Origin of the sequence: Rhizobium sp. HT1-10 (genome assembly GCF_049472505.1) — a bacterium.
Classification (GTDB): domain Bacteria; phylum Pseudomonadota; class Alphaproteobacteria; order Rhizobiales; family Rhizobiaceae; genus Rhizobium.
In genome coordinates this window covers 178301-202434 of record NZ_JBCEBQ010000002.1, presented here as the reverse complement: position 1 = coordinate 202434, position 24134 = coordinate 178301, and the positions used below count along the sequence as shown (strand labels likewise).

The window sequence follows — 24134 nt, the reverse complement described above, 5'->3', positions numbered from 1 at the left end:
CATGGACATGCAGGTTTCCTTTCTCGACCGCCTCTTTGAATCCGGACTACTGATCGACACCGGCGTCGACGGCCTCTACGGCCGCAGCGGCCAGTTCGAGGACGTCATCGCCGCCTTCGAGCGGCTGATCGACAGGTTCGGCGGCGGCGATGGCGCCGAGGCCATGCGCTTCCCGCCCGGCATGAACCGCGCCATCTTCGAAAAGAGCGGTTACATGAAGAGCTTCCCGCAGCTGGCCGGCACGGTCCACAGCTTCTGCGGCGGCGAGATGGACCACATGAACCTTCTGAAATGCATGGAAGTCGGCGACGACTGGACCAAGGGCCAGGAAGCGACCGAGATCGTGCTGACGCCGGCCGCCTGCTATCCGCTCTATCCGACGGTTGCAAAGCGCGGCAATCTGCCGACGGAGGGCGCGCTGTTCGACCTGCAGTCCTATTGCTTCCGCCATGAACCGTCGCAGGATCCGGCCCGCCAGCAGCTGTTCCGCATGCGCGAATATGTCTGCATGGGCACCGAGCAGCACGTCACCGATTTCCGCCAGAGCTGGATGGATCGCGGCGTCGAGATGATGAAGTCGGTCGGTCTCGAGGTGGTCATCGATGTCGCCAACGATCCTTTCTTCGGCCGCGCCGGCAAGATGATGGTCAACAACCAGCGCGACCAGAACCTGAAATTCGAGCTCTTGATCCCGATCACCTCGACCGCCAATCCGACGGCCTGCATGAGCTTCAACTATCACCAGGATTCGTTCGGCACCAAGTGGGGCCTCAACCTTGCCGATGGCAAGGTCGCGCACACGGCCTGCGTCGGTTTCGGCCTCGAGCGCATCGCGCTGGCGCTGTTCCACCACCACGGCCTCGACGTCAAGGCTTGGCCAGCTTCGGTGCGTGACGTCCTGTGGGGCTGATCGCGTCGATGCCATCAGTCTTTTCAGGGCTCGATCCGGCAGCCTATTCAACCCATGTGCTGCACGATAGCGCGCGCATGTGGCCGGAAACCAACTGCTATATCGATCTGTGGATCGAGGTCCTGAATACAATCGGCCTGCCGCCGGAGGCCATGCTCGGCTTCACCATGGGCCAGGATTTCGAGGGCGACCAGTTCACCTTCTTCAAGGTGCCGCTCGAGGACCTCGAGGCGCTCTATGGCATCAGATGCACCGAACTTGCCATCTACGACGATGTCGAGCGGCATATTGCCGTCCAGATCGCGCGCGGCCGGCTCTGCCTCGTCGAGATGGATTCCTTCCATATGCCCGATACCAAGGGCGTCGCCTATCGCATCGAGCACGGCAAGACGACGGTGGCGATCAACCGGCTCGACCCCATTGGCCGGGAGCTCGACTACTTCCACAATGGCGGCTTCTTCCGGCTTGACGGCGAGGATTACGACGGCGTCTTCCAGAAGAACCAGCCCGCAGACGCGCTGCCTTTCCTGCCCTATGCCGAATTCGCCAAATTCGCCGAACGCCCGCCTGCGGAGGCGGAGATCCGCCAAACGGCGCGTCGTCTGCTGGCCTTTCACTTTGCCCGGCGCCCGGCGGAAAACCCGATCCGCGCCTTTGCCAAGGTGTTTGCCGCTGAGGTCGAGGCCATCGCCGACCGGCCGTTCTCCGTCTTCCACAAATATGCCTTCAACACCCTGCGCCAGGTCGGCGCCAATTTCGAATTGGCCGGCAGCCATCTCGACTGGCTTTCGCCTGAGTTCGCAGCCGCCAGTAGCGCTGCCCGTTGCCTGTCCGAGGCAGCGAAATCGGTGCAGTTCCAGATGGCCCGGGCGGTGACGCGGCGGAAATTCGAGCCGCTGCACGCAGCCCTTGATCCGGCCGCCGAGGCATGGGATGCCATGGTCGGGCAGTTGGAACGGCAGATCTGATCGGAACATGACAATGCAGCGGCGTTTGGCAGGCATCGGTGCTGAAGAGGTGCTGCTGACCGAGGGATGGAACCTGGTGCTGACCGCGCCGGGCGCCTGGGAGACGCCGGCCGACGTGTCGATCGGGGCGGCCTTCATTCCGGCGATGGTGCCGGGCACGGTTGCCGGGGCGCTGGAGAAGGCGGGGCTGTTCGACCGCGAGCGGCCGAGGCCGCTCGATAATCAGGATGCCTGGTATCTCTGCCGGCTGGTCGATGCTGCGCCGGGCGATGCCGTGCTCAGGCTCGGCGGCTTGGCCACGCTTTGCGACGTCTTCCTCAACGGTGTGAAGCTTCTCTCCAGCGACAGCATGTTCGAGAGCCATGACCTGCCGGTGACGCTTGTCGGCGGCGACGAGCTGGCGCTGTGTTTTCGCGCGCTTGCGCCGCTTCTGTCAGAGCCCGGTCCGCGTGCCCGCTGGCGGCCGCAGATGATTGCGCAGCAGGGGTTGCGCATGGTGCGCACGACGCTGCTCGGCTACATGCCCGGTTGGTGCCCGGAAATCCATTGCGTCGGCCCCTGGCGGCCGGTGTCGCTGCTGCGACCGGGCGTCGTCGTCATCCGCGATCTCAAGCTGCAGCCTGATCTGACCGAGGCCGGCGAGGGCGTGCTGCACGCCTCGTTCGATGTCGAGGGCACCACCGGCTCCATTCTTCTCCGCTGCGCCGGTGTTGAACAGAGCCTCGTTCACGATGGCAGCGGCCATTGGGCCGGAACGCTGCGCATCCCCAACGTCCAGCCCTGGTGGCCGAACAGCCACGGATCGCCCGTTCTCCATGACATCGCGCTTGTTATCGATGGCGTTGCCCATGATGCCGGCCGGACCGGCTTTCGTCGCATCACGATCGACCGCGGCGCCGATGGCCGGGATTTCGGCCTCGTCGTCAATGGCGAGCGGATTTTCTGCCGGGGCGCCGTCTGGGCTGCGGCCGACATCGTCCGAATGCCCGGCGATCGACAGGTCTACGAGCCCTGGCTGCAGCTGGTGGCGGAAGCCGGCATGAACATGGTGCGGATCGGCGGCACGATGGCCTATGAGACGCCCGAATTCTTCCGTCTCTGCGACGAACTCGGCATCCTCGTCTGGCAGGACTTCATGTTCGCCAATTTCGATTATCCGAAGGCGGACAAGGCCTTCCACGCCCATGTCGAGCGTGAAGCCACACAGTTTTTCGATGCGACGCGGTTGTCGCCGTCGCTTGCGATCCTCTGCGGTGGCAGCGAAATGTATCAGCAGGCGGCGATGATGGGCCTGCCGGAACGCTTCTGGCTGAACCCGGTGACGGAGCAGATCCTGCCGGGCGTAGCGCTCCGCGAGCGTCCCGACCTTGCCTATGTCGCCAATTCTCCCATCGGCGGCCCCATGCCGTTTTCGCCCAGCCATGGCGTTACGCATTACTACGGCGTCGGCGCCTATATGCGGCCGCTCGATGATGCGCGCCGCGCCGACGTCCGCTTTGCGGCCGAAAGCCTCGCCTTCGCGCATGTTCCGTGCCAGAGCACGCTCTCCGCCCATCTCGCCGTGCCCGCAGTCCATAGCCCGCTATGGAAATCTCGCGTGCCACGCGACCGCGGCGCCTCCTGGGATTTCGAGGATGTCCGCGATCATTATCTCAGGGAACTCTACGGCTTCGAGCCGGATCGCCTGCGCCGCGAGGACCCGGAGTTCTATCTCGATCTGTCGCGTGCCGTCACCGGCGAGGTGCTGGAGGCGACCTATGGCGAGTGGCGCCGCAGTGGCTCCGGCTGCAACGGCGCGCTGGTCTGGACGCTGCAGGACCTCATGCCCGGCCCCGGCTGGGGCGTGATCGATTCCACCGCCCTGCCGAAGCCGGTCTGGTATGCGATGCGCCGGGCCTTCCGGGCGGTACAGGTGCTGCTGACCGACGAGGGCACCAATGGCCTCAGCGTCCATGTCATCAATGAGACCGGCCTGCCGCTGGCGCTCGATCTCGAGGTCTCGGCGCTGCGGGACGGTCGGCAGGTGGTGGTCAGCGGCCGCCGCGAGGTGGCGCTGGCGGCGCGCGCCAACGCGGAAATCGCCTGCACCGACCTGTTCGGCGCCTTTTTCGACACGACCTACGCGTTCCGCTTCGGCCCTCCCTCCCACGATGTCACCGTTGCGCGGCTGCGGTCGCTGGTCTCGGGCGACCTTGTCGCCGAGGCCTTCCATTTTCCGCTCGGCCGCGCCAGGGCCTTCCACGATGCCGAAATCGTCGCAAGCCTGGGCGGTGGCGAGGGGCAGTGGTTCGTCGACCTGCAGAGCGACAGGCTCGCCCAGAGCGTCCACATCGACGCCGACGGATACCGCGCAGAGGACGATTGGTTCCATCTCGCACCCGGCGTCCTGCGCAGGGTCAAGCTCATCCCGACCGGGGAAGGACAGGGCGAAGTGCCGCCGCGCTTGGAGATCGGCACCGTCAGCAGTCGTCGCGGCTTTTCGGCTTGAACTGCCGGGCGCACATTTCCGGCGCGGTGATCGACGCCATGCCCGCAGGCGTTACCGGTGGGGCGCCGCGCTAGAGCGGTGGTCGGCAAGCAGCGCCGCGTCGTAGGCGGCGATATAGCGCTCCGCCACCCGGTCCCAGGCATGGGCGCGCGAGCCCCGGATCAGCGTTTCGCGCAAAGCCTCTCCCTCCGTCGCCAGCTGCGTGAAGGCCGTCTCGAGGGATCTCGCGGCCTGCTGGGGCAAGGAGAAATCGGCGATCCTCAGGGCCGGATGGGCGTCCCCCAGGGACCGAAAAGATAGGTTGTCGTGCAGCACCGGCAGCAGACCGGCACTCATGGCCTCGACAGCGGCACGGTCGCTTGTCTCGCTGTCCGAGGCCGAGGCAAACAGCGAGGCGCGGGCGATGAGGTTGCGGATGGCGCCGTCGTCGAGCGACAGATGTACGGAGACATGCCGCGACAGGCCGCGAGATCTGATCTCCGTCTCCAGCACCGTCCGGTCGAGATCGCCCGACATGCCGATGATGTCGAGATGCCAGTCGGGGTGGCGCGGCGCCAGGGCCTGCATGACGGCGAGCAGCCGTTCCAACCGTTCATCGGACGAAAGCCGGGCAAGGGTGACGATCCTGCGGCGAGGGTCGAGGGCGGCGCAACTGGCAAATTTTGTGATGTCGACGCCGCCTTCGATCAGTGTCGCGCGGCTGCCGGCAATCGGTTCCAACAGCCGGTAGTCGGCCGGGCGGCTGCAGATGAGCCGCCGATAGGCGTGGCAGGAGATCCTGTTGGCAAGACGCGGCAACAGCCTGCGAAGGCCAGCCCGTTCCTGGTCCTGGGCAAAGTCGCCGCGCGTCGTGGCGACCATCGGTCGGCGATGCAGCAACCGCCCCCAGGCGAGCGCGTCGAAGAAGAAGCCGGCATCGTGGACATGCAGCAGGTCGGCATCGGCCAGGTGCCTGAAGACCTGCGGCGCGGCGGGATAGCTGGCGCTGCCGAACCAGGGAATGCGGACGATTTCGAGGCCGTCGGTACCGCCATCACCCGGCCTGTCGCGCTCCGGATCGGAGCTGTCGCAGGTGACGACGCGGACGCGGTAGCGGCGGGCCAATAGCTGATGGCAGAGATTGGCGATGAGATCGTCGGGGCCGCTCTCTTGCGGCTGGAACTGCCTGATGACGTGGACGACAAGCGGTCGCTGCTCTAAAGCGCTGCCGTCGTCGAAGCCGTCCACCTGCGCCAATGCCATCCGTCCGCTCCCCAGCCGGCGGCTGATCCGCGGCGCGACATCCGTCCCATGCCGATGGAACAGGAAATCACCGCGCCGCTTAAGGAAGCGCTAATGTGGCTCAATCGCTGTCGGCATAGCTGCTGTAAGGTTAATGCGAACTGCGGGACCGTTAACGCGCCTGGCGGCAACGTCCGGCATGGCCACCCGGTCGCCCGTCAAAAAGCCCGGAAGGTCAGCGTCGTCAGCGAGCGAACGATGCCCGGGATATTGGCGATGGTGTCGTTGATGAATTTGCCGATATCCTGGTCCTCGCCGACATAGACCTTCATCAGCAGGTCGTAGTCGCCGCTGGTCGAATAGAGTTCGGAGACCAGTTCCGTCTGATAGATGGCATCGGCAACCTCATAGGTCTTGCCGGGCGCGCATTGCAGCTGGACGAAAATGGGCTTCATGGCTTTATCCTGGCGCAGTTGAGGCGGATCATCTGGGTGTCTGCATAATGGTCGAAAGCCCGGCAGGCAAGCAAGGCCTGTCTTGCCAGCGCCGCAACGCCCCGAATTTCGAGGCCTCCAAGGCCTACAGTTCCGGCATTCCTGTGCTCGTCACAGGGATCCAGCCACGGCGCGTCTGCGCCGTGAGAAGACTCAGTGACCTCCGCGAAGAGTTTTTCGCCCAAGGACTTGGGCGGCTGAATTCCGGACGAGCACAGGAATGAGGGAGGTTGGGGTTGGCTGCGCAGTCAGGAGGGGGAAGGATTTTGCAGGGTGAGTTGCTCCGTTTCCCAATCCCGATAGGTTTTACTGCTTCCCTTGAGCTTCCAAGCCAGAGGACCCGCAGTCGAGCGACCGTTGACCACAGCGCCAGCAGCGCTAGTACTTGAAAAGGCGTAACTTTCCCTAAAGACTCGATGGCTGCCAGAATCGGCAAGGACACCTTTTTCAACCAGATCGTCAAACAGTTTCCAATAAGATGTTTTGTCCTCGCGGCCACCTATCCAGGCTTTCCGAGCCATTGAACCAGCTTCAACGATAAACTCTCCATTCAAAAGTACCGCCGTCGCAGCAATGTTCTCCTTTTTAAGGAAAAGCTCGAACTCGATCCCAGTCTCGGCTACCGCCACGGATGAAACCTGTGGCCGCTTCTTCTCAAGGAAACTGTCGATCCTCAGCGCGGGCAGCACCATAAGTATGTATTCAAGGAACGCCTCCATGTTGGACTGTGCCGCCTCAGAGAGCGATGGTCTCGCCGGAACGTTGCCGTTTTCCAAGCGCAGGCTTCCGACGGACCGTGCTTGTTCAATCAGCCTCGATTCCAAGTACTTTACGTGAGCCTTATTGAGATTGTTGGCGCTCGACACGATCAGAACCGCGGTAGACCACCACTCCTTCCGTGAATCGTGATTGCGAATGCGCTCAGAAATATCCTCTCCTTCACCAATGTAGGCCTGAGGCTCGCCCTCGACCTCACCGAGTAGCAAATAGACACCGGTGTAGCGTGCTTCCTTTCTGCGAAGCGCCTCGCTAATCTGCGTCCTGGGAGTCATCAACACGTGGCCAGTCCAATTGAAAATCTCCGCCGTCAGCATTCCATCCGGTTTCCCATCGATGAAGAATAGCTCTAACGATTGTCCATTTGCCATGAAAGCTCCGCACCGCCCACATCCTCAATGAGATGCCTTTGGGTTGTATATTTCAATCAGAAACTGAGTGTAAGGGGTTCCTTCTCATTACTAGCGCGAGGCTCCTCAGCTACAAGGATATTGACGGCGCTGACGCGCCGTGGCTGGATTCCTGTGACGAGCACAGGAATGAGGTGAGGCAGGGACTGTGCGCGCCGCCAAACGATGCGTCGCTTGCGGCACACCTGGGGATAAACCATCGGGATTTTCCAATGGAATCAATGAAAACAGCATAATTTCGTCCCCACTTTTCCGGCCCGGCCTATAATTCTCCCGTTCCACCCTCGGATACACCGGTCTGCGTTGCCGGCGAGGTGGGGCCGGTGCTTGTCGGGGTTGCTGTCTACGCAGGCGGTTTCGACAGGAGTCCGCAGAAAATGGATCCCTTCGGGCGGCGGCATCAAGCAGCCCGGCATGCCTGTGTGGCGTAACTCCGGCAGCTTTTTCCCGCAAGGGAACCTGGGTCGGAAACAGAGGATCCGAAGTTGCGGATAAAAAAGCCGAACGGGGCACATCGTGTGTCACCTAAACTAAACCTATCAGGCACCCGATGTGCCCCGGCCGATCCGGCCTGCCCAGGCGGCGAAAGCCTGCCCGAAAGGCGAAAAGGATACCGAAAATGCCCATGACACGGACGGAATCCGCCGCGTGAGCGGAGCGGCTTGTCCTCCGCAAACTGCGTTCAGCGCTACCAGACCTCGATCACGCGGAACTGCGCAGCATCAGCTCGGCATCGAGCAGCACACGCTCTTCGGCGATCGGCGAGACGGAGGAGGAGGCTGCCTCGCCCAGCTTGGTCAGAAGCATCTCGATGGCGCGCTTGCCGATCTCGTTGTAGTTCTGCGCCACCGTGGTGATCGGCGGGCAGGCGTAGCGCGACAAGGGATGGTCGTCATGGCCGGCAACGCGCAGGTCGCAGTCGGCGCCGTGCCCGACCCGCAAGCCGCGCTGGTAGGCAGCCGAGATGACGCCGAAGGCGACGCGGTCGTTGGCGCAGAGGATCGTTTTCGAAGCGAAGCCGGATGTCGAAGCCAGGATGCGGGTCGCCTCCTCGAAGCCGAAGCGTTCGAAATCCCAGCTCGCCATATCGGAAATCGCCACCAGCTCGGGCGTCATCCGAAATTTCTCCATCGCCTCTACATAGGCGCTGCGCCGGGTGGCGGCATTGGTGTTGACCTCGGGCATGCCGAAATAGCAGGGCGGCGCGCCGGAACGACAAAGGTAATCGACGATCAGATTGAAGCTCTGGCGGTTGTTGGTGCCGACGAAGGCGGAGGTCTCGTCGAGCGGCGAATCGACATAGACCAGCGGGATGCTCTGTCCGAGCGCCTCGAGCGTGGCGTGATGCGACTGGATGCCCAGCGGCGCGATGATGGCGCCGGCGACATTCAGCGACTTGAAGGTCTTAATCGCCTCGTCCTCCATGCCTGCCTTGCCATCGGAGGAAAGCACGAAGGCCAGGAAACCGGCACTGTTGGCGATCAGCTCGATCCGGCGCGTCAGGGCCATATAGAAGGGATCGGTCGAGTTCGGGATGATGACGCCGATGATGTTGCTGCGCCGACGGTTGAGATTGACGGCAAACACGTTCGGGCGGAAGCCGGATTTCTTCAGCGCATTCTCGATCAGGTCGCGCGTCTTGCGGCGCACCGACGTCGGATCGTTGAAATATTTCGACACGGTCGGGCGGGAGAGGCCGACGAGTTCGGCGAAATCCTCCATCGTCCTTATCGGTTTCGCCAACTTGATCTCCTTGAGCGCGCGCAGCTTCCACCTCTAGATGACTCACCATCCGGCGAAAAGGCGGAAATCGAGGGCGGTTGCCAGGCCCGTCGATCAGTCGGCGACGTACTGAACCTTCATGGTCGCCGCGTCCTTCGACTTGCTGGTGAGGAAGGGAACAACCTCGGCAAGCGGCAGGCGGTGCGAGACCAGCCGCCCCATCCGGTCGCCGTCCCGTCTGAGGATTTCCAGCGCATCCGGGATCGTCTTGTTGAGCGAATGCGACCCGACGAGTTTCAGCTGGCGCCGAAATATCTCGAACGGCGAGAGCGCGATCCTCGCATCCGGGGCGCAGACGCCGAATACCAGCATCGTGCCGCCATCGGTGACGAAGTCGATCATGCCCTCGACGACGCCTGGAATGCCGGTGGCATCGGCGACGAAATCGAAGCCGCGCCGGCGCTCGCCGAGCGCCTGCGAACCCGAGACGACAGCGCCGAGGCCGAGGCTTTCGGCAAAGGCAAGCCGGCTCTCGTTGAGATCGGCGACGGTGACGTCCTCGACGCCTTCGGCCTTCAGGGACAGGGCAAGCAGCAATCCGATCGGTCCGGCACCGAAGACCAGCGCCGTGCGGGTTCCCATCGGCCCGGTGCGCAGGTCCGCGCTGCCGAGGCCATTGATGACGCAGGCCAGCGGTTCGGCAAGGGCCGCCAGCTCGAAGGGCATGTCGCCGATATCGTGCAGATGCCCGGCCTTGACGACGCTGTAGGCCGCAAAGCCGCCATTGTGGGTCACGCCATAGGCCTTGAGGGTCCGGCAGAGGTTGCTCAGCCCCTTGCGGCAGGCGTCGCAATGGCCGCAGGGGAGATTGGGGTCGACCACGACGCGGGCGCCAACCTTAAGCGTGCGGACATCGGCGGCAACGGCCTCGACGACACCGGCATATTCATGCCCCGGAACCACCGGATAGTGCCCCTCGCCATAGCGGCCGTAGAGCACGTCGATGTCGGTATGGCAGAGGCCGGAGGCCTTGACCCGGACCAGGGCATGACCGGGCGCGAGCTCCGGCATGGGCAGCTCTGCGATGGCGGCGACGCCCATGGATGTGTAGTTGATGGCTTCCAAGACGTCCTCCAGCCTGCTTGCGACCCGACCGATCGGTCAGCTCATCCAGTTTCCGCCGTCGACATTGTAGGTCTGGGCGAGAATGTAGTCGCTGTCGGCGGATGCGAGAAAGACGGCGATGCCCTTAAGATCGTCGGGCTGCGCGAAGCGGCCGATCGGCACGGCCTTGGCTACCGCGGCCTTCTTCTCGCCGGGCTTCAGACCCTCCCACTTGGCAAAACTCGCATCGACCACATCCCACATTTCGCTGTCGACCACGCCGGGAGCAATGGCGTTGACGTTGATGCCGTGCTTGGCGAGCGCGAGGGCCGCCGACTGGGTGGCGGAGATGATCGCCGCCTTCGAGGCGCAATAGAGCAGCACCAGCGCTTCGCCGCGCCGGCCGGCCTGGCTTGCCATGTTGATGATCTTGCCGCCGCGACCGCGCGCGATCATCGCGTTGGAGACCGCCTTCATCAGGAACAGCGGCGCCTTGACGTTGATGTCGAAGATCCGCTCATAGCTCTGCTCGGTGATATCCGTGATCGGCGCCATGTCGAAGATGGCGGCGTTGTTGATGAGGATGTCGATGCCGCCGAACTCTGCGTCGACGGCCTTGACCGCGGTCTCGATCGCCGCCAGATCGGTGACGTCGAGCTTGATCGCCCGGGCGCGGTCGCCGATGACAGCCGCGGCCTTGGTAGCGCGATCGATGTCGATATCGGCGATCACGACCCGCGCACCTTCTGCAACGAAGGCCTCTGCGAAAGCGAGGCCGATACCCCGGGCGCCGCCGGTAATCAGGGCCACTTTGTCCTTCAGTTTCATATCACGCTCCGTATTGACGATGTTTGCGGGTGTCTGCCGGCCGGTCTCGGAAGGGCCGCGGCGTCGCAGTGGTCGATCGGTCCGGTAGTCTTTCGAGGCATGCCGGCAATGGGAAGACCCTATCCCATTCAGAAAGCGGAAGTCCCGGCAGTAGACTGCCGGGGCTCCTCCGGGAGTTGCCTGCGGCCCGACAGCCGCAGGCTGGAACGATCATTTCGGGTAGCCGGCCTTCTTCATGTCGCGCTCGACCTGGCGCTGGGCATTGTCGAGGGCGGCGGTGACGGTCTGCTGGCCGGCAAGCGCCGAGGAGATCTGCTGGCCGACGATCGTGCCGATCCCCTGGAACTCGGGAATGGCGACGAACTGGACGCCGGTGTAGGGAACCGGATCCTTGGTTGCCTTGGTCGGATCGGCCGACAGGATGGCCTTGAGGACGGTGGCCGCGAACGGCGCCGCCTTCTGGTACTCCGGCAGGTCATAGGTCGATTTGCGGGTGCCGGGCGGCAGGGAAACCCAGCCTTCCTTCTCGCCGACCAGCTTGATGTAGTCCTTGGAGGTCGCCCATTTCAGGAACGACTTCGCCGCCTCGACCTTGGTCGACGTGGCCGGGATCGCGAGGTTCCACGACCAGGACCAGCTGGCGCCGTTCGGCGTCACGGCAATAGGGGCGCTGGTAAACGCGATCTTGTCGGCGACCTTGCTCTGCTTCGGGTCGAAAACACGGCCAGCGGCAGACGTCGCGTCGATCCACATGGCGCAATGACCGGTCGCAAACAAAGCCTGATTTTCGTTGAAGCCGTTCGAGGTAACGCCGGGCGGGCCGTATTTGCTCAGCAGCTCGACATAGTCGGTGACGGCCTTCTTCCAAGGAGCCGAATTGATCTGCGGCTTCCACTTCATATCGAACCAGCTGCCGCCATAGGTGTTGATCATGGTTCCGAGGAACGCCATGTTCTCGCCCCAGCCCGGCTTGCCGCGCAGGCAGATGCCGTATTGCTCCTTCGACTTGTCGGTCAGCTTGGCGGCATACTCCTTGATCTGGTCGTAGGTCGGCTGATCGGGCATCTTGATGCCGGCCGCGTCGAACAGGTCCTTGCGGTAGAGCGTGAAGGAGCTTTCGGTGTAGAAGGGCACGGCGTAGAGCTTGCCGTCGACAGTCAGGCCGGCCTTGATCGGCGGCAGAAGATCGTCATAGCCATAGTCGGCGCCGAGATCATCGACGGATTCCAGCCAGCCCGACTTGCCCCAGATCGGTGCCTCGTAGCCACCAATGGTCATGATGTCGAACTGGCCGCTCTTCGTTGCGATGTCCGTGGTCAGTTTCTGGCGCAGGACGTTTTCCTCAAGCACGACCCATTTGAGCTTGTTGCCGGTCTGCTTCTCCCAAGCGGGCGCCAGCTTCTGCATGATGATCATGTCGCCATTGTTGACCGTGGCGATGGTCAGCTCTTCGGCCTGAGCGATGCCGGCCATCAGGCCGACACCGACGGCGGATGCGTAAAGCGTACGAATAATTCTGGTCATGGCTTCGTTTCTCCTCCTTAAACGAAAGCGAGCGCACAAAAATTACATGCGTAAATTTTTATGATCCATCTGGCCAAGCTTTGTCAATTGGATCACGGGGAAATTCAGCGGCCAAAACGCATCTTCCTGCCTAAATTATTGATAAATTGACTACAAAATATGCGAATGCGGAGGGACGCCGCTCGAAAGAGAAAATATCCTGCCGCTACTAGTTTGCCCGCGTCAATTTTGTTGACTCGCACCAAAACCTTGAATAGCTCTTTTGGAAAGCCTCGGAGGCATGGCGCCGGGGCGAGGGAGGCAGCATGTCGAATTCACGCAGCGCCGGGCTGGCGCCGGAGGCCCTCGGGCCGACCATCACGATCGGCGAGATCCTCGTCGAGATCATGGCGATGTCGGTGGGAACGGGATTTCTGGAGCCGCAGGCACTGGCCGGCCCCTTCGCCAGCGGCGCGCCGGCGATCTTCATCGATCAGGTCGCGCGGATGGGCGGCGCGTCGGGCATCATTGCCAGCGTCGGCGATGACGACTTCGGCAGGCTCAACATCGACAGGCTGCGCCGCGATGGCGTCGATGTCTCGGCCATTGCCGTCATTGCCGACCGACCGACGGGCAGCGCTTTCGTGCGCTACCGGCCGGATGGCGCCCGCGATTTCGTGTTCAACATCGCCCACTCCGCCGCCGGCCACATCGCGCTGACCGAAGCTGCGAAGGCGCTGATCGGGCGTGCCGGCCATGTGCATGTGATGGGATCGGCCTTTGCCATCCCCGGCGTCGCCGACATCATCCGGCTTGCCATCGACACCGTGAAGGCGCGCGGCGGGTCGGTGTCCTTCGATCCCAATATCCGCAAGGAACTGGCCGATGACGGACAGGGCCGGCAACTGCTTGATGACATGCTCGCGGTGACGGATCTGCTGCTTCCCTCGGACGACGAACTGCTGGTCGCGGCGGGCGTAGACAATGAGCGCTCCGCGGTCGACCGGCTGCTCGGCGCCGGCATCGGCGAGATCGTCCTCAAACGCGGCCGTTACGGCTCTTCCTATTTCGCATCCGGTCAGACATGGCTCGACTGCCCGGCCTTCTCGGTTGCCGAAGTCGATCCGACCGGAGCCGGCGACTGTTTTGGCGCCACCTATCTGACGGCGAGACGGATGGGCCGTACGGCGGACCAGTCGCTGCTGCTTGCCAATGCCGCAGGAGCCCGCAACGTCACGCGACAGGGGCCGATGGAGGGCGTGTCGACGCTCATTGAGTTGCAAGCCTTCATTCAATCGACGCCAAGGGTGAACTAGATGAACCAGTTATTGACCCGCCTTGCCCCGGCTCGGCAGGACGGCGAGCCCTTCGGCATCACCTCCGTCTGCTCCGCCCATCCCACGGTCATCCGGGCCGCGCTGCGGCGGGCGAAAGACAATGGTCGCCAGGTCCTGATCGAGGCGACCTGCAACCAGGTCAACCAGTTCGGCGGCTATACCGGCATGACGCCGGCGGATTTCATCGCCTTCGTCCGGGGCATTGCCGGCGAGGAAGGGCTCGACGGCTCCCGCATCCTGTTCGGCGGCGATCATCTTGGCCCCAATCCCTGGAAGGGTGAGCCGGCCGAAGCGGCGATGGCGAACTCGGAAGTGCTGGTGCGGGACTACGTGCTTGCCGGCTTCAGCAAGATCCACCTCGATACCTCGATGGCCTGTGCCGGCGAGCCCACCAATCTCGGCGACAGGATCATCGCCGAACGCGCCGTGCGTCTCACCGCGGTTGCCGAGCAGACGGCGCTTGCCAACGGTCTCGTCCCGCCGGTCTATGTGCTCGGAACCGAAGTGCCTGTTCCCGGTGGCGCCGACCACGCGCTCGACAGTGTCGTCCCGACCTCGGCTGCCGACGCCCGGGCGACCATCGACGTTCACCGCGGGGTCTTCGAACAGGCAGGCCTGGCCGAGGCCTTCACGCGTGTCATCGCCTTCGTCGTGCAGCCCGGCGTCGAGTTCGGCAACGCCAACGTCATCGCCTATCGGCCGGAGGCGGCGTCCGCGCTCAGCGCCGTGCTTGGCGATGTGCCGCAATTCGTGTTCGAAGCTCATTCCACCGACTACCAGACCGTCGAGGTCCTGTCTGCGCTGGTGCGCGATGGCTATCCGATCCTCAAGGTCGGACCAGGCCTCACCTTCGCCTATCGCGAGGCGCTCTACGGGCTCGACCTGATCGCCACCGAGCTGGTGGCTGACTATGGCGACCGCCCGCTTGCAAGGGCTATGGAGAATATCATGCTGGATGACCCCGCCCATTGGCGCGGGCATTATCATGGCGACGACCAGGCACTGCGCATCCAGCGGCACTACAGCTACAGCGACCGAATCCGTTACTATTGGGGCAAGTCGGAGGCTGTTGAGGCCGTGGCCAGGTTGCTGGCCGCACTGCGCGGCGTCGTCATTCCGGAGACGCTGTTGCGGCAGTTCTTGCCGAGCACCTCGCTCTCTGGCGAGGAAGGAGCCGATCCGGAGCAGTTTCTTCTGGAGGCTGTCGATGTCGTCCTTGCGACCTACGATCAGGCCTGCGGACATCAACCCCGTGCGGCTCTCAAGCGGGATCGGCGGGAGGCAAGCGCCGCCGTCGCTTCGTCGATCTCAATTTTAGAAAAGTACTTGATCGTTCAGTAAACACGGCGCCCGGAGTGACGGGCGCCGTGCAAGGCCTTGTCGAGCCGTATCGCTATTCCGCCGGCTGCAGCGCCGAGAGTTCCGGCTCGCCGGTGAGTTCACCCTTCATGGCGGCGGCAAACTGAACTTCATCCAGCTCATTTTCCCAGCGGGCGACGACGACGGTCGCAACCGCATTGCCGACCAGGTTGGTGAGCGCCCGGCATTCCGACATGAAGCGGTCGATGCCGAGGATCAGCGCCATGCCGGCGATCGGTACGGAGGGGATGACCGACAACGTCGCAGCCAGGGTGATAAAGCCCGCGCCGGTAATGCCGGCGGCGCCCTTCGAACTCAGCATCGCCACCAGCAGCAGCAGGATCTGGTCGCCGAAGGTCAGCGGCGTATCGGTCGCCTGGGCGATGAACAGGGCCGCCAGCGTCATGTAGATGTTGGTGCCGTCGAGGTTGAAAGAATAGCCGGTCGGAATGACCAGCCCGACGACCGAGCGCTTGACGCCCGCCCGCTCCATCTTGTTCATCAGGCCGGGCAGGGCGGCCTCGGACGAGGACGTGCCGAGCACGAGCAGAAGCTCTTCCTTGATGTAACGCAGCAGGTTGAGGATCGAGAAGCCGTTGTACCAGGCAACCGCTCCGAGCACGACCAGCACGAACAGGATCGAGGTCAGGTAGAACGTGCCGATCAGGAAGGCGAGATTGGCGATCGAGCCGATCCCGTATTTGCCGATGGTGAAAGCCATCGCCCCGAAGGCGCCGATGGGCGCGAAACGCATCAGGATGGCGACGAGCCGGAAGATCGGCGCCGTCAGTGCCTGCAGGAAATCCGAGACCACGCGTCCGCGTTCGCCGACGGCGCCGAGCGCGATGCCGAAGAAGACCGAGAAGAACAGCACCTGCAGGATGTCGCCCTTGGCAAAGGCGCCGACGATCGTGTCGGGGATGATGTTCATCAGGAAGCCGATGATGGTGGCATCATGGGCCTGGGCGGCATAATTATTGACCGCCTTGGTATCGAGCGTGGCGGCGTTGATGTGCATGCCGGCGCCGGGCTGGAGCACATTCGACACGATCAGGCCGACGACCAGGGCCAGCGTCGAGAAGACGAGGAAGTAGAGCAGCGCCTTGCCGACGACGCGGCCGAACTTCTTCATGTCCGACATGCCGGCGATGCCGGTCGTCACGGTCAGGAAGATGACGGGGGCGATAACCATGCGCACCAGCTTGATGAAGGCATCGCCCAAAGGCTGCATCGAGGCGCCGATTTGGGGATAGAAATGCCCCAGCAATATGCCGGCGGCGATCGCCGTCAGAACCTGGACGTACATCTGACGGTAAAAGGGTAGTTTGGCAGGCACGGAGCCGGCTGATGCGGGAACGATCATGGAGTCCTCCTTATAACCCCAACCGATCGCTCGGCCCTCCGGGGCGCAGATTAAACGCAGTCCTCCGACTGCAAGTCGTTTAGTTAGCAACCGCCATGCCAGATGCACCCGCCAGCGCCAGGCGTTTGAAATCCAATAATATTTTTGCAATCGAGTGAAAAACGGCATAATGCTAGTGCGGAATTCCGGACAAAACACGTTGAGATCAGGCTGGATTTATGCACAAGATGGTCGATGCTCCAGCGAACAGCGCAACAGCCGATGCCCACCCCAGCGGACCTCGCACAAGGTCACCGCCGCGTCTGGATCGTGCTTGCCGCCGTCAGCGCCCTGATCCTGACCGGCTTGCTTTACAGCGCCGGCATCTACGGCCGCTCCGTCGCCCTTGAGGCACTCGAAAGCCAGGGCCGCACCGACGCAAACCTGAAGATCGCCCTGCTGCGGGCCGTCCTCGAGCGGCCGCGCGCGCTGCCGTTGCTGCTTGCCGACGACCAGCAGGTTCGCGATGCACTCGCCAGCGTCGACGACCAACCAGTGCGGGTGCTCGATCGCAAGCTCGAAAGCCTGGTCTCCGGCACCAACGCGTCGGTGCTCTACGTCATCGATCGGCATGGCGTCGCCATCGCCTCCAGCAACTGGCAGGACCCGCTGAGTTTCGTCGGTAACGACTATTCCTTCCGCGACTATTTTCGCCGGGCCATGACCGATGGCACGGCCGAGCATTTCGCGCTCGGCAACAAGAGCAATCGGCCGGGCCTCTACATCTCGCGGCGTGTCGGCGACGCGAAGTCGCCGATCGGCGTGGTTGTCGTAAAAATGGAATTCGACCAGTTGGAAGCCGACTGGCGCGAAACCGCGCGCCCGGCCTATGTGACGGACGAGCGCGGGGTGGTCCTTGTGACGAGCATTCCGTCCTGGCGGTTCATGACCGATGCGCCGCTCTCTAGGCAAGAGCTGACCGCCATCCGCGCCAGCCTGCAGTTCGGCGACGCGCCGCTCGCCCCATTGCCGATCACCTCCATGACAGCTCTTAATGCGGAGACCTCGATCCTGAGGGCCGTTTTGCCCGGCACGAACGCCAGCGAATTTCTGCGCCTGAAAGCCCCCGTCCCCTCGACGCCCTGGCTGTTGAACTATCTGGTGCCGACCGAGGCCGCCGTCGCGACAACCATCCGTGAGGACCGGTTTATCGCCCTGGCGACGGTGCTGCCTATTCTTGCGCTCGCCGCCTTCCTGCTCCGGCGCCGCCATGTTTCGGCGATGGAGCTGGCGGTCGGGCGGGTGGCGCGCGAGGAGCTGGAGCGGCGGGTGCTCGAGCGCACCGACGACCTCACCCGTGCCCGCGACCGGCTCGAGGCGGAAATGTCGGGCCACCGCAGCACCGAGGCGAAACTGCAGGTCGTGCAGCAGGAACTCGTCCAGGCGAACCGACTAGCCATCCTTGGCCAGGTGGCGGCCGGCGTCGCGCACGAGATCAACCAGCCGGTTGCCACCATCCGCGCCTATGCCGACAATGCCCAGATCTTCCTGGAGCGCCAGCAGGTCGGGCCGGTCAAGGACAATCTCGGCCTCATCGCCGCCCTCACCGAGCGCATCGGCACGATCACCGAGGAACTGAAGGCCTTTGCCCGCAAGGGTCGGACGTCGCCGGTGCCGGTCGATGTCAGGAGCATCATCGAGGGCGCCGTGGTGCTTTTGAGGAGCCGCTTCGCCGGCCGGCTGGATGCGCTGGCGATCGACCTGCCACCAAAGGGCCTCATGGTGATGGGCACCCGCGTGCGGTTGGAGCAGGTCCTCATCAATCTGTTCCAGAACGCATTGGAGGCGCTCGAGGGTCGCGACGATGCAAGGGTAGAAGTCTCGGTCCGAGAAACGGCGCGGGAAGTTGCCATCCGCATCGCCGACAACGGCCCCGGCATCGCGCCGGAGATTCTCGGCTCGCTGTTTACCCCGTTCAACACCTCCAAGCCCGGTGGCCTCGGCCTCGGCCTGGTCATTTCCAAGGACATCGCCGCCGATTTCGGCGGTCGCATCGATGTCGACAGCGGCGAGACCGGAACGCGGTTCACCCTGCATCTGTTAAAGGCGCCTTCATGAACGATATGCCCCTCATCATGCTCGTCGACGACGATAGAGACCTGTTGCGGGCAACGGCGCAGACGCTCGAACTGGCCGGGTTTGCCGTCACGCCGTTCCTGCGACCGGAGGATGCGCTCCAGGCTCTCGACATCGGCTCGGTGCGGGTTGTCGTCTCCGATATCCGGATGCCACGGATGGACGGGCTGGAGCTCTTCGCCCGGGTGCGGCAGATGGACGAGGATCTGCCGGTCATCCTGATGACCGGCCATGGCGATATTCCGATGGCGGTCCAGGCGATCAAGGACGGCGTCTACGACTTCATCCCCAAACCCTTTGCCACCGACCGGCTGGTGCAGAGCGTGCGGCGCGCCATCGAGAAGCGGCGCCTGGTGCTCGACAACAGGGCGCTGCGCGAGGCGACCGACCAGGCCCAGGATGGATTGCCACTGATCGGCCAGACACCGGCGATGGAGCGGCTGCGGCGGACGCTGCGCCAGATCGCCGATACCGATGTCGACGTTCTCGTCACCGGCGAGACGGGCAGTGGCAAGGAGGTGGTGGCAAGCCTGCTGCACCGCTGGAGCCGCCGCGCCAAGGGCAATTTCGTGGCGCTGAATTGCGGCGCTTTGCCTGAGAGCGTCATCGAGAGCGAGCTTTTCGGCCATGAAGCCGGGGCCTTCACCGGTGCCCAGAAGAAGCGCATCGGCCGCATCGAGCATTCCAGCGAGGGGACGCTCTTCCTCGACGAGATCGAGAGCATGCCGCAATCGGCCCAGGTCAAGATGCTGCGCGTGCTGGAAATGCGCGAAGTGACGCCGCTCGGGACCAACGAGGTGAGACCGGTGGATCTTCGCGTGGTCGCCGCCGCCAAGGTCGATCTGGGTGACCCGAAACAGCGCGACACCTTTCGCGAAGACCTTTTTTATCGCCTCAACGTGGTGACGATCTCGATCCCGCCGCTGCGAGACCGGCGGGCCGATATCCCGTTGCTGTTCGGCCATTTCCTCGATCGTGCGGCGGTGCGGTTCAACAAGCTGGCGCCACCGGTTTCGCCGGACGCGTTGCACCATCTGCTGACCCATGATTGGCCGGGAAATGTGCGCGAACTCGCCCATTTCGCGGAGCGTTTCGTGCTTGGGCTGGCCGATATCGATACCGATGCGAATGGGGCCGGCGCGGCGACGGACATGTCCCTATCCCTGCCCGCCCGGATGGAACAATACGAGGCCGACCTCATCCGGGGAACGTTGCGGGAGCATGACGGCGATATCCGCCTGACGATCGAGGCGCTCGGCATTCCCCGCAAGACTTTCTACGACAAGCTCCAGAGGCACGGCATTGTACGCGGCGACTACGTCAAATAGCCGCAGCGAAGGCTGGCAGGCTGTGCACAGGTGCCGGTAGCCGGGCAACAACTCAGACAACGATCAAGATGGATCAGCGCTAGCCGACCGATCTCTCGAGATAGCGGCCGGCTCCCTTTGCGCCGTGCAGTTGCTCGCCGTCGACAATGGTCTTGCCCCGCAGGATGACGCGCACCGGCCATCCGGTCACCTCGAAGCCCTCATAGGGCGTATAGTCGGCGCCGTGGTGAAGGATGTCGTTGGTAATCGTCACCGAGCGCGAGGGATCCCAGAGCGCGATGTCTGCGTCGGAGCCGATGGCGATGGTGCCTTTCTGCGGGTAGAGACCATACTGCTTGGCATGGTTGGTGGAGGACAGAGCGACGAAGCGGTTGATGTCGATCCGACCCTTGGTCACGCCCTCGGAAAACAGGATGGGTAGCCGCGTTTCGACACCCGGAATGCCGTTCGGGATCCAGCGGAAGTTCCGCTTGCCCTTTTCGTTGAGTTTCCCTTGATCGTCGTCATAGCGGAAGGGGCAATGGTCCGAGGAAAATAGCTCGAAGGTTCCGTTTTGCAGGCCTTCCCAGCAGGCGACCTGGCTTTCGACATCGCGGGGCGGCGGCGAGCAGACGAATTTTGCACCCTCCAGCTCGGCAGCATCGAGATCGTCGGCGGTGAGGACCAGATATTGCGGACAGGTCTCGCCCGTCACATTGACTCCGCGAAGACGCGCCCGCTGGATCTCTTCCATTGCCTGGCGGTTGGACACATGCACGATGACGATGGGAGTGTCGACGATCTCGGCCAGCGACAAAGCGCGGTGAGTCGCCTCGCGCTCGGCGGCGATCGGCCGGCTCGATGCGTGATATTTCGGCGCGAGCTCTCCCTCGGCCTCATGCTTGCCGATCAGATACTGGATCGCGTCCTCGTTTTCGCAATGGACCATGACGACGGCGCCCGAGCGTCTGGCGGCATCCAGCGTGTCGAGGATCTGGTCGTCGCGCAGGCGCAGGTTTTCATAGGTCATGAAGACCTTGATCGAGGTGTAGCCATCCTCGACGAGGGCGGGGAGTTCCTGGCCGAGCACGGCTGCCGTCGGGTCCGTGACCACGAGATGGAAGGCGACATCGACATAGCACTCGCCGTCCGCCTCGGCGTGATAGATCTTCAGCCCTTCGCGCAGGCTGGTGCCCTTCTCCTGCATGCAGAAGGGCAGAACCGTCGTGTTGCCGCCGAAGGCCGCCGAAAGCGTGCCGCTGGCGAAATCGTCGGCCATGACGATGCCATCGCCCGAGGGCTGGGCGATGTGCACATGGCTGTCGATGCCGCCGGGCATGACATACAGACCGCTCGCATCGATGATCTCATCGGCATCCGCCAAACCCGCCGCAAGGGCCGCGATGCGGCCGTCGAGGATGCCGACATCGCAGACCAATGTCTCGGTGTCGGTGACGACGGTGCCGTTCCTGATGATCGTATCGAAGCGCATTCTTCCTAGTCTCCCCGTCAGTTTCGTATCAGGCCGTCGCGCCTATCGGAGCGGCGTCGCTGGCGAGTATCTCGTCGAGCGCTGCGATCAGCCGGTCGACTTCTTCAAGCGTGTTGTAGTGCACCATGGAGACGCGGACCGCGCCATGATACTGCGGCAGGCCGATATGGTCGCCGAGACGGCGCGCATGGAAATCGCCGAAACGTATGGCGATCTGGTAGGCGTCCATGGCCCGGCAGATGCTCTCCGAGTTGCGTCCCTCGAAGGCAAAGCTGATGGTTGGTATGCGGCTGCCCCGCGCATTGTCGCGTTCGCCGAAAATGCGGCAGTCGTTGCGGCCCCGGAGATAGGCGAGCAACCGGTCGGCAAGCGCGTTCTCCTGCTGCGCGATGGCGTCGAAGGCGGCGGCGATCTTGTCGCGCTGCGTGCCGCCCGCGCCTGCCCGCGTGCCGAGCTCGCTGAGGTAGTCGACGATCCCGGTCAGGGAATAGGCGAGTTCGTAGTTGGCATTGCCCGGCTCCAGCTTGCCGGGCACTTTGTCGCGGCCGTAGAAAAAATGATACAGCGGATCGAGTTCAAGCAGATGATCGTACTTGCCGTACATCATGGCGTAGTGGGGGCCGTAGGTCTTGTAGAGACTGAAGACATAGTAATCGACGTCCCAGGCTTGCACGTCGATCGCCCGATGCGGTGCATAGGCGACGGCGTCGACGCAGATGCGGGCACCGCGTGCGTGGACGAAGGCAGTGATGTCGGCGATCGGATTGATCGAGCCGAGGATATTGGAGACGTGAGTGACGCAGACGAGCTTCGTCCTCTCCGTCATCAGCGGCGCGAGATCGGCCATGTCGAGCACATAGGTCTTTGTATCGAGCGGCCAGAACTTGAGCACGATACCGAATTCCTTGAGGCTTTCCCAGGGGCCGATGTTGGATTCGTGGTCGGAAATCGTGACGATGATCTCGTCGCCCGGCTGCAACTGGCTGCGCATGCCTTTGGCAAGGTTCTGTAGCAGCACTGTCGTGGAGCCTCCGAAGACGATCTCCTCGGGGCGGGCGGCATTGACGAGGTGCATCGCCGCCATCCGTCCGTCTGCCAGTGCCTTGGCCGCCTGAAGCGAGATGTCATAGCTGCCGCCGATCTGGACGTTCTTGTCGTAGAGGAAGCTGACCATGCGATCGACGGCGGGCTTGAGGATCTGCGATCCGCCGGCATTGTCGAAGAAGGTCCATCCGTTGGCGAGGCCCGGAAACTGGCTTCGGGCAAAATCGATGTCGAGGGTGCGTTGCATGGCCTGGTGTCTCCCGGATTTGTAAATTTTTTTAGTGATTGAGGACGGCGCGCAGGAAGCTCCTGGTCCGATCCTGGGTCGGGGCGTCGAAGATGTCGCCCGGCGTGCCCGCCTCGATGATGCGGCCGCCATCCATGAAGATCACCCGGTCGGCGACCTGGCGGGCAAAGCCCATTTCGTGGGTAACCACGATCATCGTCACGCCGGTACCTGCGAGTTTGCGCATGACGTCGAGTACTTCGCCGACCATTTCCGGATCGAGCGATGAGGTGGGTTCGTCGAACAGCAGCACCCGCGGCTCCATGGCCAGTGCCCGGGCAATGGCGACGCGCTGCTGCTGGCCGCCAGAGAGCATCTCCGGATATTTGTCGGACTGCTCGGAAATACCAACGCGCGCCAAAAGCTCGCGTGCCTTGCGGGCCGCATCCGCCGGCTTCGTGCCGCGCACCCGCATCGGCGCCAGCATGACGTTCTTCAGCACTGTCAGATGCGGAAACAGGTTGAAGGACTGGAAGACCATGCCGACCTCGGCGCGGACCTGTGCCAGCGCCTTGCCACGCTCGACCTTGATGCCGTCGACATGGATCGTGCTGTCCTTCGAGAAGGCCTCGAGATGGTTGATGCAGCGTATCAGCGTCGACTTGCCGGAGCCGGACGGCCCGATGACGCAGACGACCTCGCCCTCGCCGATCTCGAGATCGATGCCGTGTAGGACCTCGAAATCGCCGTAGGACTTGCGCAGATCCTTGATGCTGATGATCGGCCTCATGGGCGTCTCCCGACGTTGAAGCGCTTTTCAAGGCGCGCGACGATGGTCACCAGCGGCCAGAGGAAGGCGACGTAGATGATGGCCGCGCCGATCAGCGGCGAGGGGTTGGCCATCAGCGCCTGTGCCTGCGTCGCCTGCTTCAAGAGATCCGGCATGGCAACGACGGAGGCAAGCGCCGTGTCCTTGATGACGTTGATGCAATTGTTGGTGAGCGGCGGAATGACGATCTTGATCGCCTGCGGCAGGATGACGTCGACCATCATCGGCCGATAGGAGAGGCCGAGCGCCTCGGACGCCTCGAACTGGCCGCGCGGGATCGCCTCGATGCCGGCACGGAAAATCTCCGCTGTGTAGGCGATCGACACCAGCGTCAGGGCGGCCACGGCCGAGAAGAACGGCGAAAAGCGGATGCCGACGAAGGGCAGGGCGTAGTAGACGATGATCAGCAGCACCAGCAGCGGGATGGAACGGAAGAAATCGGTATAGATCTTGGCGACCGCCCGCATCGGCGCCGGCGCGTAAAGGCGCAGCAGGGCCAGAAACATGCCGCCGACGAGGCCTGCGACAATGCTGGTGATGCCGATCTCCAGCGTCACCCAGAGCCCCGATATCAACAGTGGAAACGCCCTGATCAGCACAGGAACGTTGAAAAACGTCGTGAAAATATCCATGAAAC

At 63.2% G+C, this 24134-nt stretch carries 19 protein-coding genes; 7 read left to right on the top strand and 12 right to left on the bottom strand.

The annotated features are described in order from the left end of the window. The first annotated feature begins 1 nt into the window (after nucleotide 1). The 3 genes from VH564_RS06040 to VH564_RS06030 are packed head-to-tail and all read left to right on the top strand — an operon-like array spanning nucleotide 2 to nucleotide 4366. Nucleotides 2-910, top strand: a complete 909-nt coding sequence (locus VH564_RS06040; protein WP_423338912.1) for an amino acid--[acyl-carrier-protein] ligase — start codon at nucleotides 2-4, stop codon at nucleotides 908-910. A gap of 8 nt (nucleotides 911-918) precedes the next feature. Further along, nucleotides 919-1878 carry a DUF1839 family protein gene (locus VH564_RS06035; protein ID WP_423338911.1) on the top strand — a complete coding sequence of 320 codons (960 nt, stop codon included), beginning with the start codon at nucleotides 919-921 and terminating at the stop codon, nucleotides 1876-1878. 13 nt (nucleotides 1879-1891) lie between these two features. Further along, nucleotides 1892-4366, top strand: coding sequence for a glycoside hydrolase family 2 protein (locus tag VH564_RS06030; protein WP_423338910.1), 2475 nt, complete (start codon nucleotides 1892-1894; stop codon nucleotides 4364-4366). Between the two features lie 51 nt (nucleotides 4367-4417). Here VH564_RS06030 and VH564_RS06025 read toward each other — a convergent pair whose 3' ends face one another. The 7 genes from VH564_RS06025 to VH564_RS05995 form a co-directional block, all read right to left on the bottom strand. Beyond that, a complete protein-coding gene (locus tag VH564_RS06025; protein ID WP_423338909.1) occupies nucleotides 4418-5608 on the bottom strand; it encodes a glycosyltransferase family 4 protein in 1191 nt (396 codons plus the stop codon). Between the two features lie 197 nt (nucleotides 5609-5805). After that, nucleotides 5806-6042, bottom strand: a complete 237-nt coding sequence (locus VH564_RS06020) for an Lrp/AsnC ligand binding domain-containing protein (protein ID WP_111219583.1) — start codon at nucleotides 6040-6042, stop codon at nucleotides 5806-5808. 287 nt (nucleotides 6043-6329) lie between these two features. Continuing rightward, on the bottom strand, nucleotides 6330-7229 hold the full coding sequence (locus VH564_RS06015) for a GIY-YIG nuclease family protein (RefSeq protein ID WP_423338908.1): 900 nt from the start codon (nucleotides 7227-7229) through the stop codon (nucleotides 6330-6332). A 741-nt stretch (nucleotides 7230-7970) separates the two neighbouring features. Beyond that, nucleotides 7971-8990 carry a LacI family DNA-binding transcriptional regulator gene (locus VH564_RS06010; protein WP_423339385.1) on the bottom strand — a complete coding sequence of 340 codons (1020 nt, stop codon included), beginning with the start codon at nucleotides 8988-8990 and terminating at the stop codon, nucleotides 7971-7973. Between the two features lie 114 nt (nucleotides 8991-9104). Next, nucleotides 9105-10091, bottom strand: a complete 987-nt coding sequence (locus VH564_RS06005; RefSeq protein ID WP_423339384.1) for a zinc-dependent alcohol dehydrogenase family protein — start codon at nucleotides 10089-10091, stop codon at nucleotides 9105-9107. Nucleotides 10092-10151: 60 nt separating this feature from the next. Then, complete coding sequence (locus tag VH564_RS06000) at nucleotides 10152-10922, bottom strand: L-iditol 2-dehydrogenase (protein ID WP_423338907.1); 771 nt, start codon at nucleotides 10920-10922, stop codon at nucleotides 10152-10154. A gap of 210 nt (nucleotides 10923-11132) precedes the next feature. After that, on the bottom strand, nucleotides 11133-12446 hold the full coding sequence (locus VH564_RS05995; RefSeq protein ID WP_423338906.1) for an ABC transporter substrate-binding protein: 1314 nt from the start codon (nucleotides 12444-12446) through the stop codon (nucleotides 11133-11135). A 305-nt stretch (nucleotides 12447-12751) separates the two neighbouring features. Here VH564_RS05995 and VH564_RS05990 point away from each other — a divergent pair, with 305 nt between their 5' ends. Both VH564_RS05990 and VH564_RS05985 read left to right on the top strand, forming a co-directional pair. Next, nucleotides 12752-13741, top strand: a complete 990-nt coding sequence (locus tag VH564_RS05990) for a tagatose kinase (RefSeq protein WP_423338905.1) — start codon at nucleotides 12752-12754, stop codon at nucleotides 13739-13741. Beyond that, nucleotides 13742-15103, top strand: a complete 1362-nt coding sequence (locus VH564_RS05985) for a D-tagatose-bisphosphate aldolase, class II, non-catalytic subunit (protein WP_423338904.1) — start codon at nucleotides 13742-13744, stop codon at nucleotides 15101-15103. 52 nt (nucleotides 15104-15155) lie between these two features. Here the strand turns inward: VH564_RS05985 and VH564_RS05980 are convergent, their stop codons facing one another. Next, nucleotides 15156-16484, bottom strand: coding sequence for a dicarboxylate/amino acid:cation symporter (locus VH564_RS05980; protein WP_423338903.1), 1329 nt, complete (start codon nucleotides 16482-16484; stop codon nucleotides 15156-15158). Between the two features lie 234 nt (nucleotides 16485-16718). Here VH564_RS05980 and VH564_RS05975 point away from each other — a divergent pair, with 234 nt between their 5' ends. Together VH564_RS05975 and VH564_RS05970 are read left to right on the top strand one after the other, a co-directional pair. Continuing rightward, nucleotides 16719-18581 (top strand): sensor histidine kinase, encoded by a 1863-nt coding sequence (locus VH564_RS05975; RefSeq protein WP_423338902.1) that lies wholly within the window; start codon nucleotides 16719-16721, stop codon nucleotides 18579-18581. After that, nucleotides 18578-19927 (top strand): sigma-54-dependent transcriptional regulator, encoded by a 1350-nt coding sequence (locus tag VH564_RS05970; RefSeq protein ID WP_423338901.1) that lies wholly within the window; start codon nucleotides 18578-18580, stop codon nucleotides 19925-19927. Before VH564_RS05975 ends, VH564_RS05970 begins: the two co-directional genes overlap by 4 nt. A 79-nt stretch (nucleotides 19928-20006) precedes the next feature. On the opposite strand, the gene hydA is transcribed toward VH564_RS05970, so the two are convergent. The 4 genes from hydA to VH564_RS05950 are packed head-to-tail and all read right to left on the bottom strand — an operon-like array spanning nucleotide 20007 to nucleotide 24129. After that, nucleotides 20007-21398 carry a dihydropyrimidinase gene (gene hydA / locus VH564_RS05965; RefSeq protein ID WP_423338900.1) on the bottom strand — a complete coding sequence of 464 codons (1392 nt, stop codon included), beginning with the start codon at nucleotides 21396-21398 and terminating at the stop codon, nucleotides 20007-20009. A gap of 28 nt (nucleotides 21399-21426) precedes the next feature. Then, nucleotides 21427-22689: a cysteine desulfurase-like protein gene (locus VH564_RS05960; RefSeq protein WP_423338899.1), complete on the bottom strand. Its 1263-nt coding sequence runs from the start codon at nucleotides 22687-22689 to the stop codon at nucleotides 21427-21429. A 31-nt stretch (nucleotides 22690-22720) separates the two neighbouring features. Continuing rightward, entirely contained in the window at nucleotides 22721-23458 is a 738-nt protein-coding gene (locus VH564_RS05955; RefSeq protein ID WP_423338898.1) for an amino acid ABC transporter ATP-binding protein, read from the bottom strand. Continuing rightward, a complete protein-coding gene (locus tag VH564_RS05950) occupies nucleotides 23455-24129 on the bottom strand; it encodes an amino acid ABC transporter permease (RefSeq protein ID WP_423338897.1) in 675 nt (224 codons plus the stop codon). The genes VH564_RS05955 and VH564_RS05950 overlap by 4 nt, the downstream gene beginning before the upstream one ends. Nucleotides 24130-24134: the final 5 nt, after the last annotated feature.

Coding starts and splice junctions, on each gene's coding strand:
- VH564_RS06025 (WP_423338909.1), bottom strand. CDS start 5,608: ATGGCATTGGCGCAGGTGGACGGCTTCGACGACGGCAGCGCTTTAGAG.
- VH564_RS06000 (WP_423338907.1), bottom strand. CDS start 10,922: ATGAAACTGAAGGACAAAGTGGCCCTGATTACCGGCGGCGCCCGGGGT.
- VH564_RS05955 (WP_423338898.1), bottom strand. CDS start 23,458: ATGAGGCCGATCATCAGCATCAAGGATCTGCGCAAGTCCTACGGCGAT.
- VH564_RS06015 (WP_423338908.1), bottom strand. CDS start 7,229: ATGGCAAATGGACAATCGTTAGAGCTATTCTTCATCGATGGGAAACCG.
- VH564_RS06005 (WP_423339384.1), bottom strand. CDS start 10,091: ATGGGCGTCGCCGCCATCGCAGAGCTGCCCATGCCGGAGCTCGCGCCC.
- VH564_RS06030 (WP_423338910.1), top strand. CDS start 1,892: ATGCAGCGGCGTTTGGCAGGCATCGGTGCTGAAGAGGTGCTGCTGACC.
- VH564_RS06010 (WP_423339385.1), bottom strand. CDS start 8,990: ATGGAGGATTTCGCCGAACTCGTCGGCCTCTCCCGCCCGACCGTGTCG.
- VH564_RS05975 (WP_423338902.1), top strand. CDS start 16,719: ATGCTCCAGCGAACAGCGCAACAGCCGATGCCCACCCCAGCGGACCTC.
- VH564_RS05980 (WP_423338903.1), bottom strand. CDS start 16,484: ATGATCGTTCCCGCATCAGCCGGCTCCGTGCCTGCCAAACTACCCTTT.
- VH564_RS05950 (WP_423338897.1), bottom strand. CDS start 24,129: ATGGATATTTTCACGACGTTTTTCAACGTTCCTGTGCTGATCAGGGCG.
- VH564_RS05985 (WP_423338904.1), top strand. CDS start 13,742: ATGAACCAGTTATTGACCCGCCTTGCCCCGGCTCGGCAGGACGGCGAG.
- VH564_RS05970 (WP_423338901.1), top strand. CDS start 18,578: ATGAACGATATGCCCCTCATCATGCTCGTCGACGACGATAGAGACCTG.
- VH564_RS06040 (WP_423338912.1), top strand. CDS start 2: ATGGACATGCAGGTTTCCTTTCTCGACCGCCTCTTTGAATCCGGACTA.
- VH564_RS05990 (WP_423338905.1), top strand. CDS start 12,752: ATGTCGAATTCACGCAGCGCCGGGCTGGCGCCGGAGGCCCTCGGGCCG.
- VH564_RS05960 (WP_423338899.1), bottom strand. CDS start 22,689: ATGCAACGCACCCTCGACATCGATTTTGCCCGAAGCCAGTTTCCGGGC.
- VH564_RS05995 (WP_423338906.1), bottom strand. CDS start 12,446: ATGACCAGAATTATTCGTACGCTTTACGCATCCGCCGTCGGTGTCGGC.
- VH564_RS06035 (WP_423338911.1), top strand. CDS start 919: ATGCCATCAGTCTTTTCAGGGCTCGATCCGGCAGCCTATTCAACCCAT.
- hydA (WP_423338900.1), bottom strand. CDS start 21,398: ATGCGCTTCGATACGATCATCAGGAACGGCACCGTCGTCACCGACACC.
- VH564_RS06020 (WP_111219583.1), bottom strand. CDS start 6,042: ATGAAGCCCATTTTCGTCCAGCTGCAATGCGCGCCCGGCAAGACCTAT.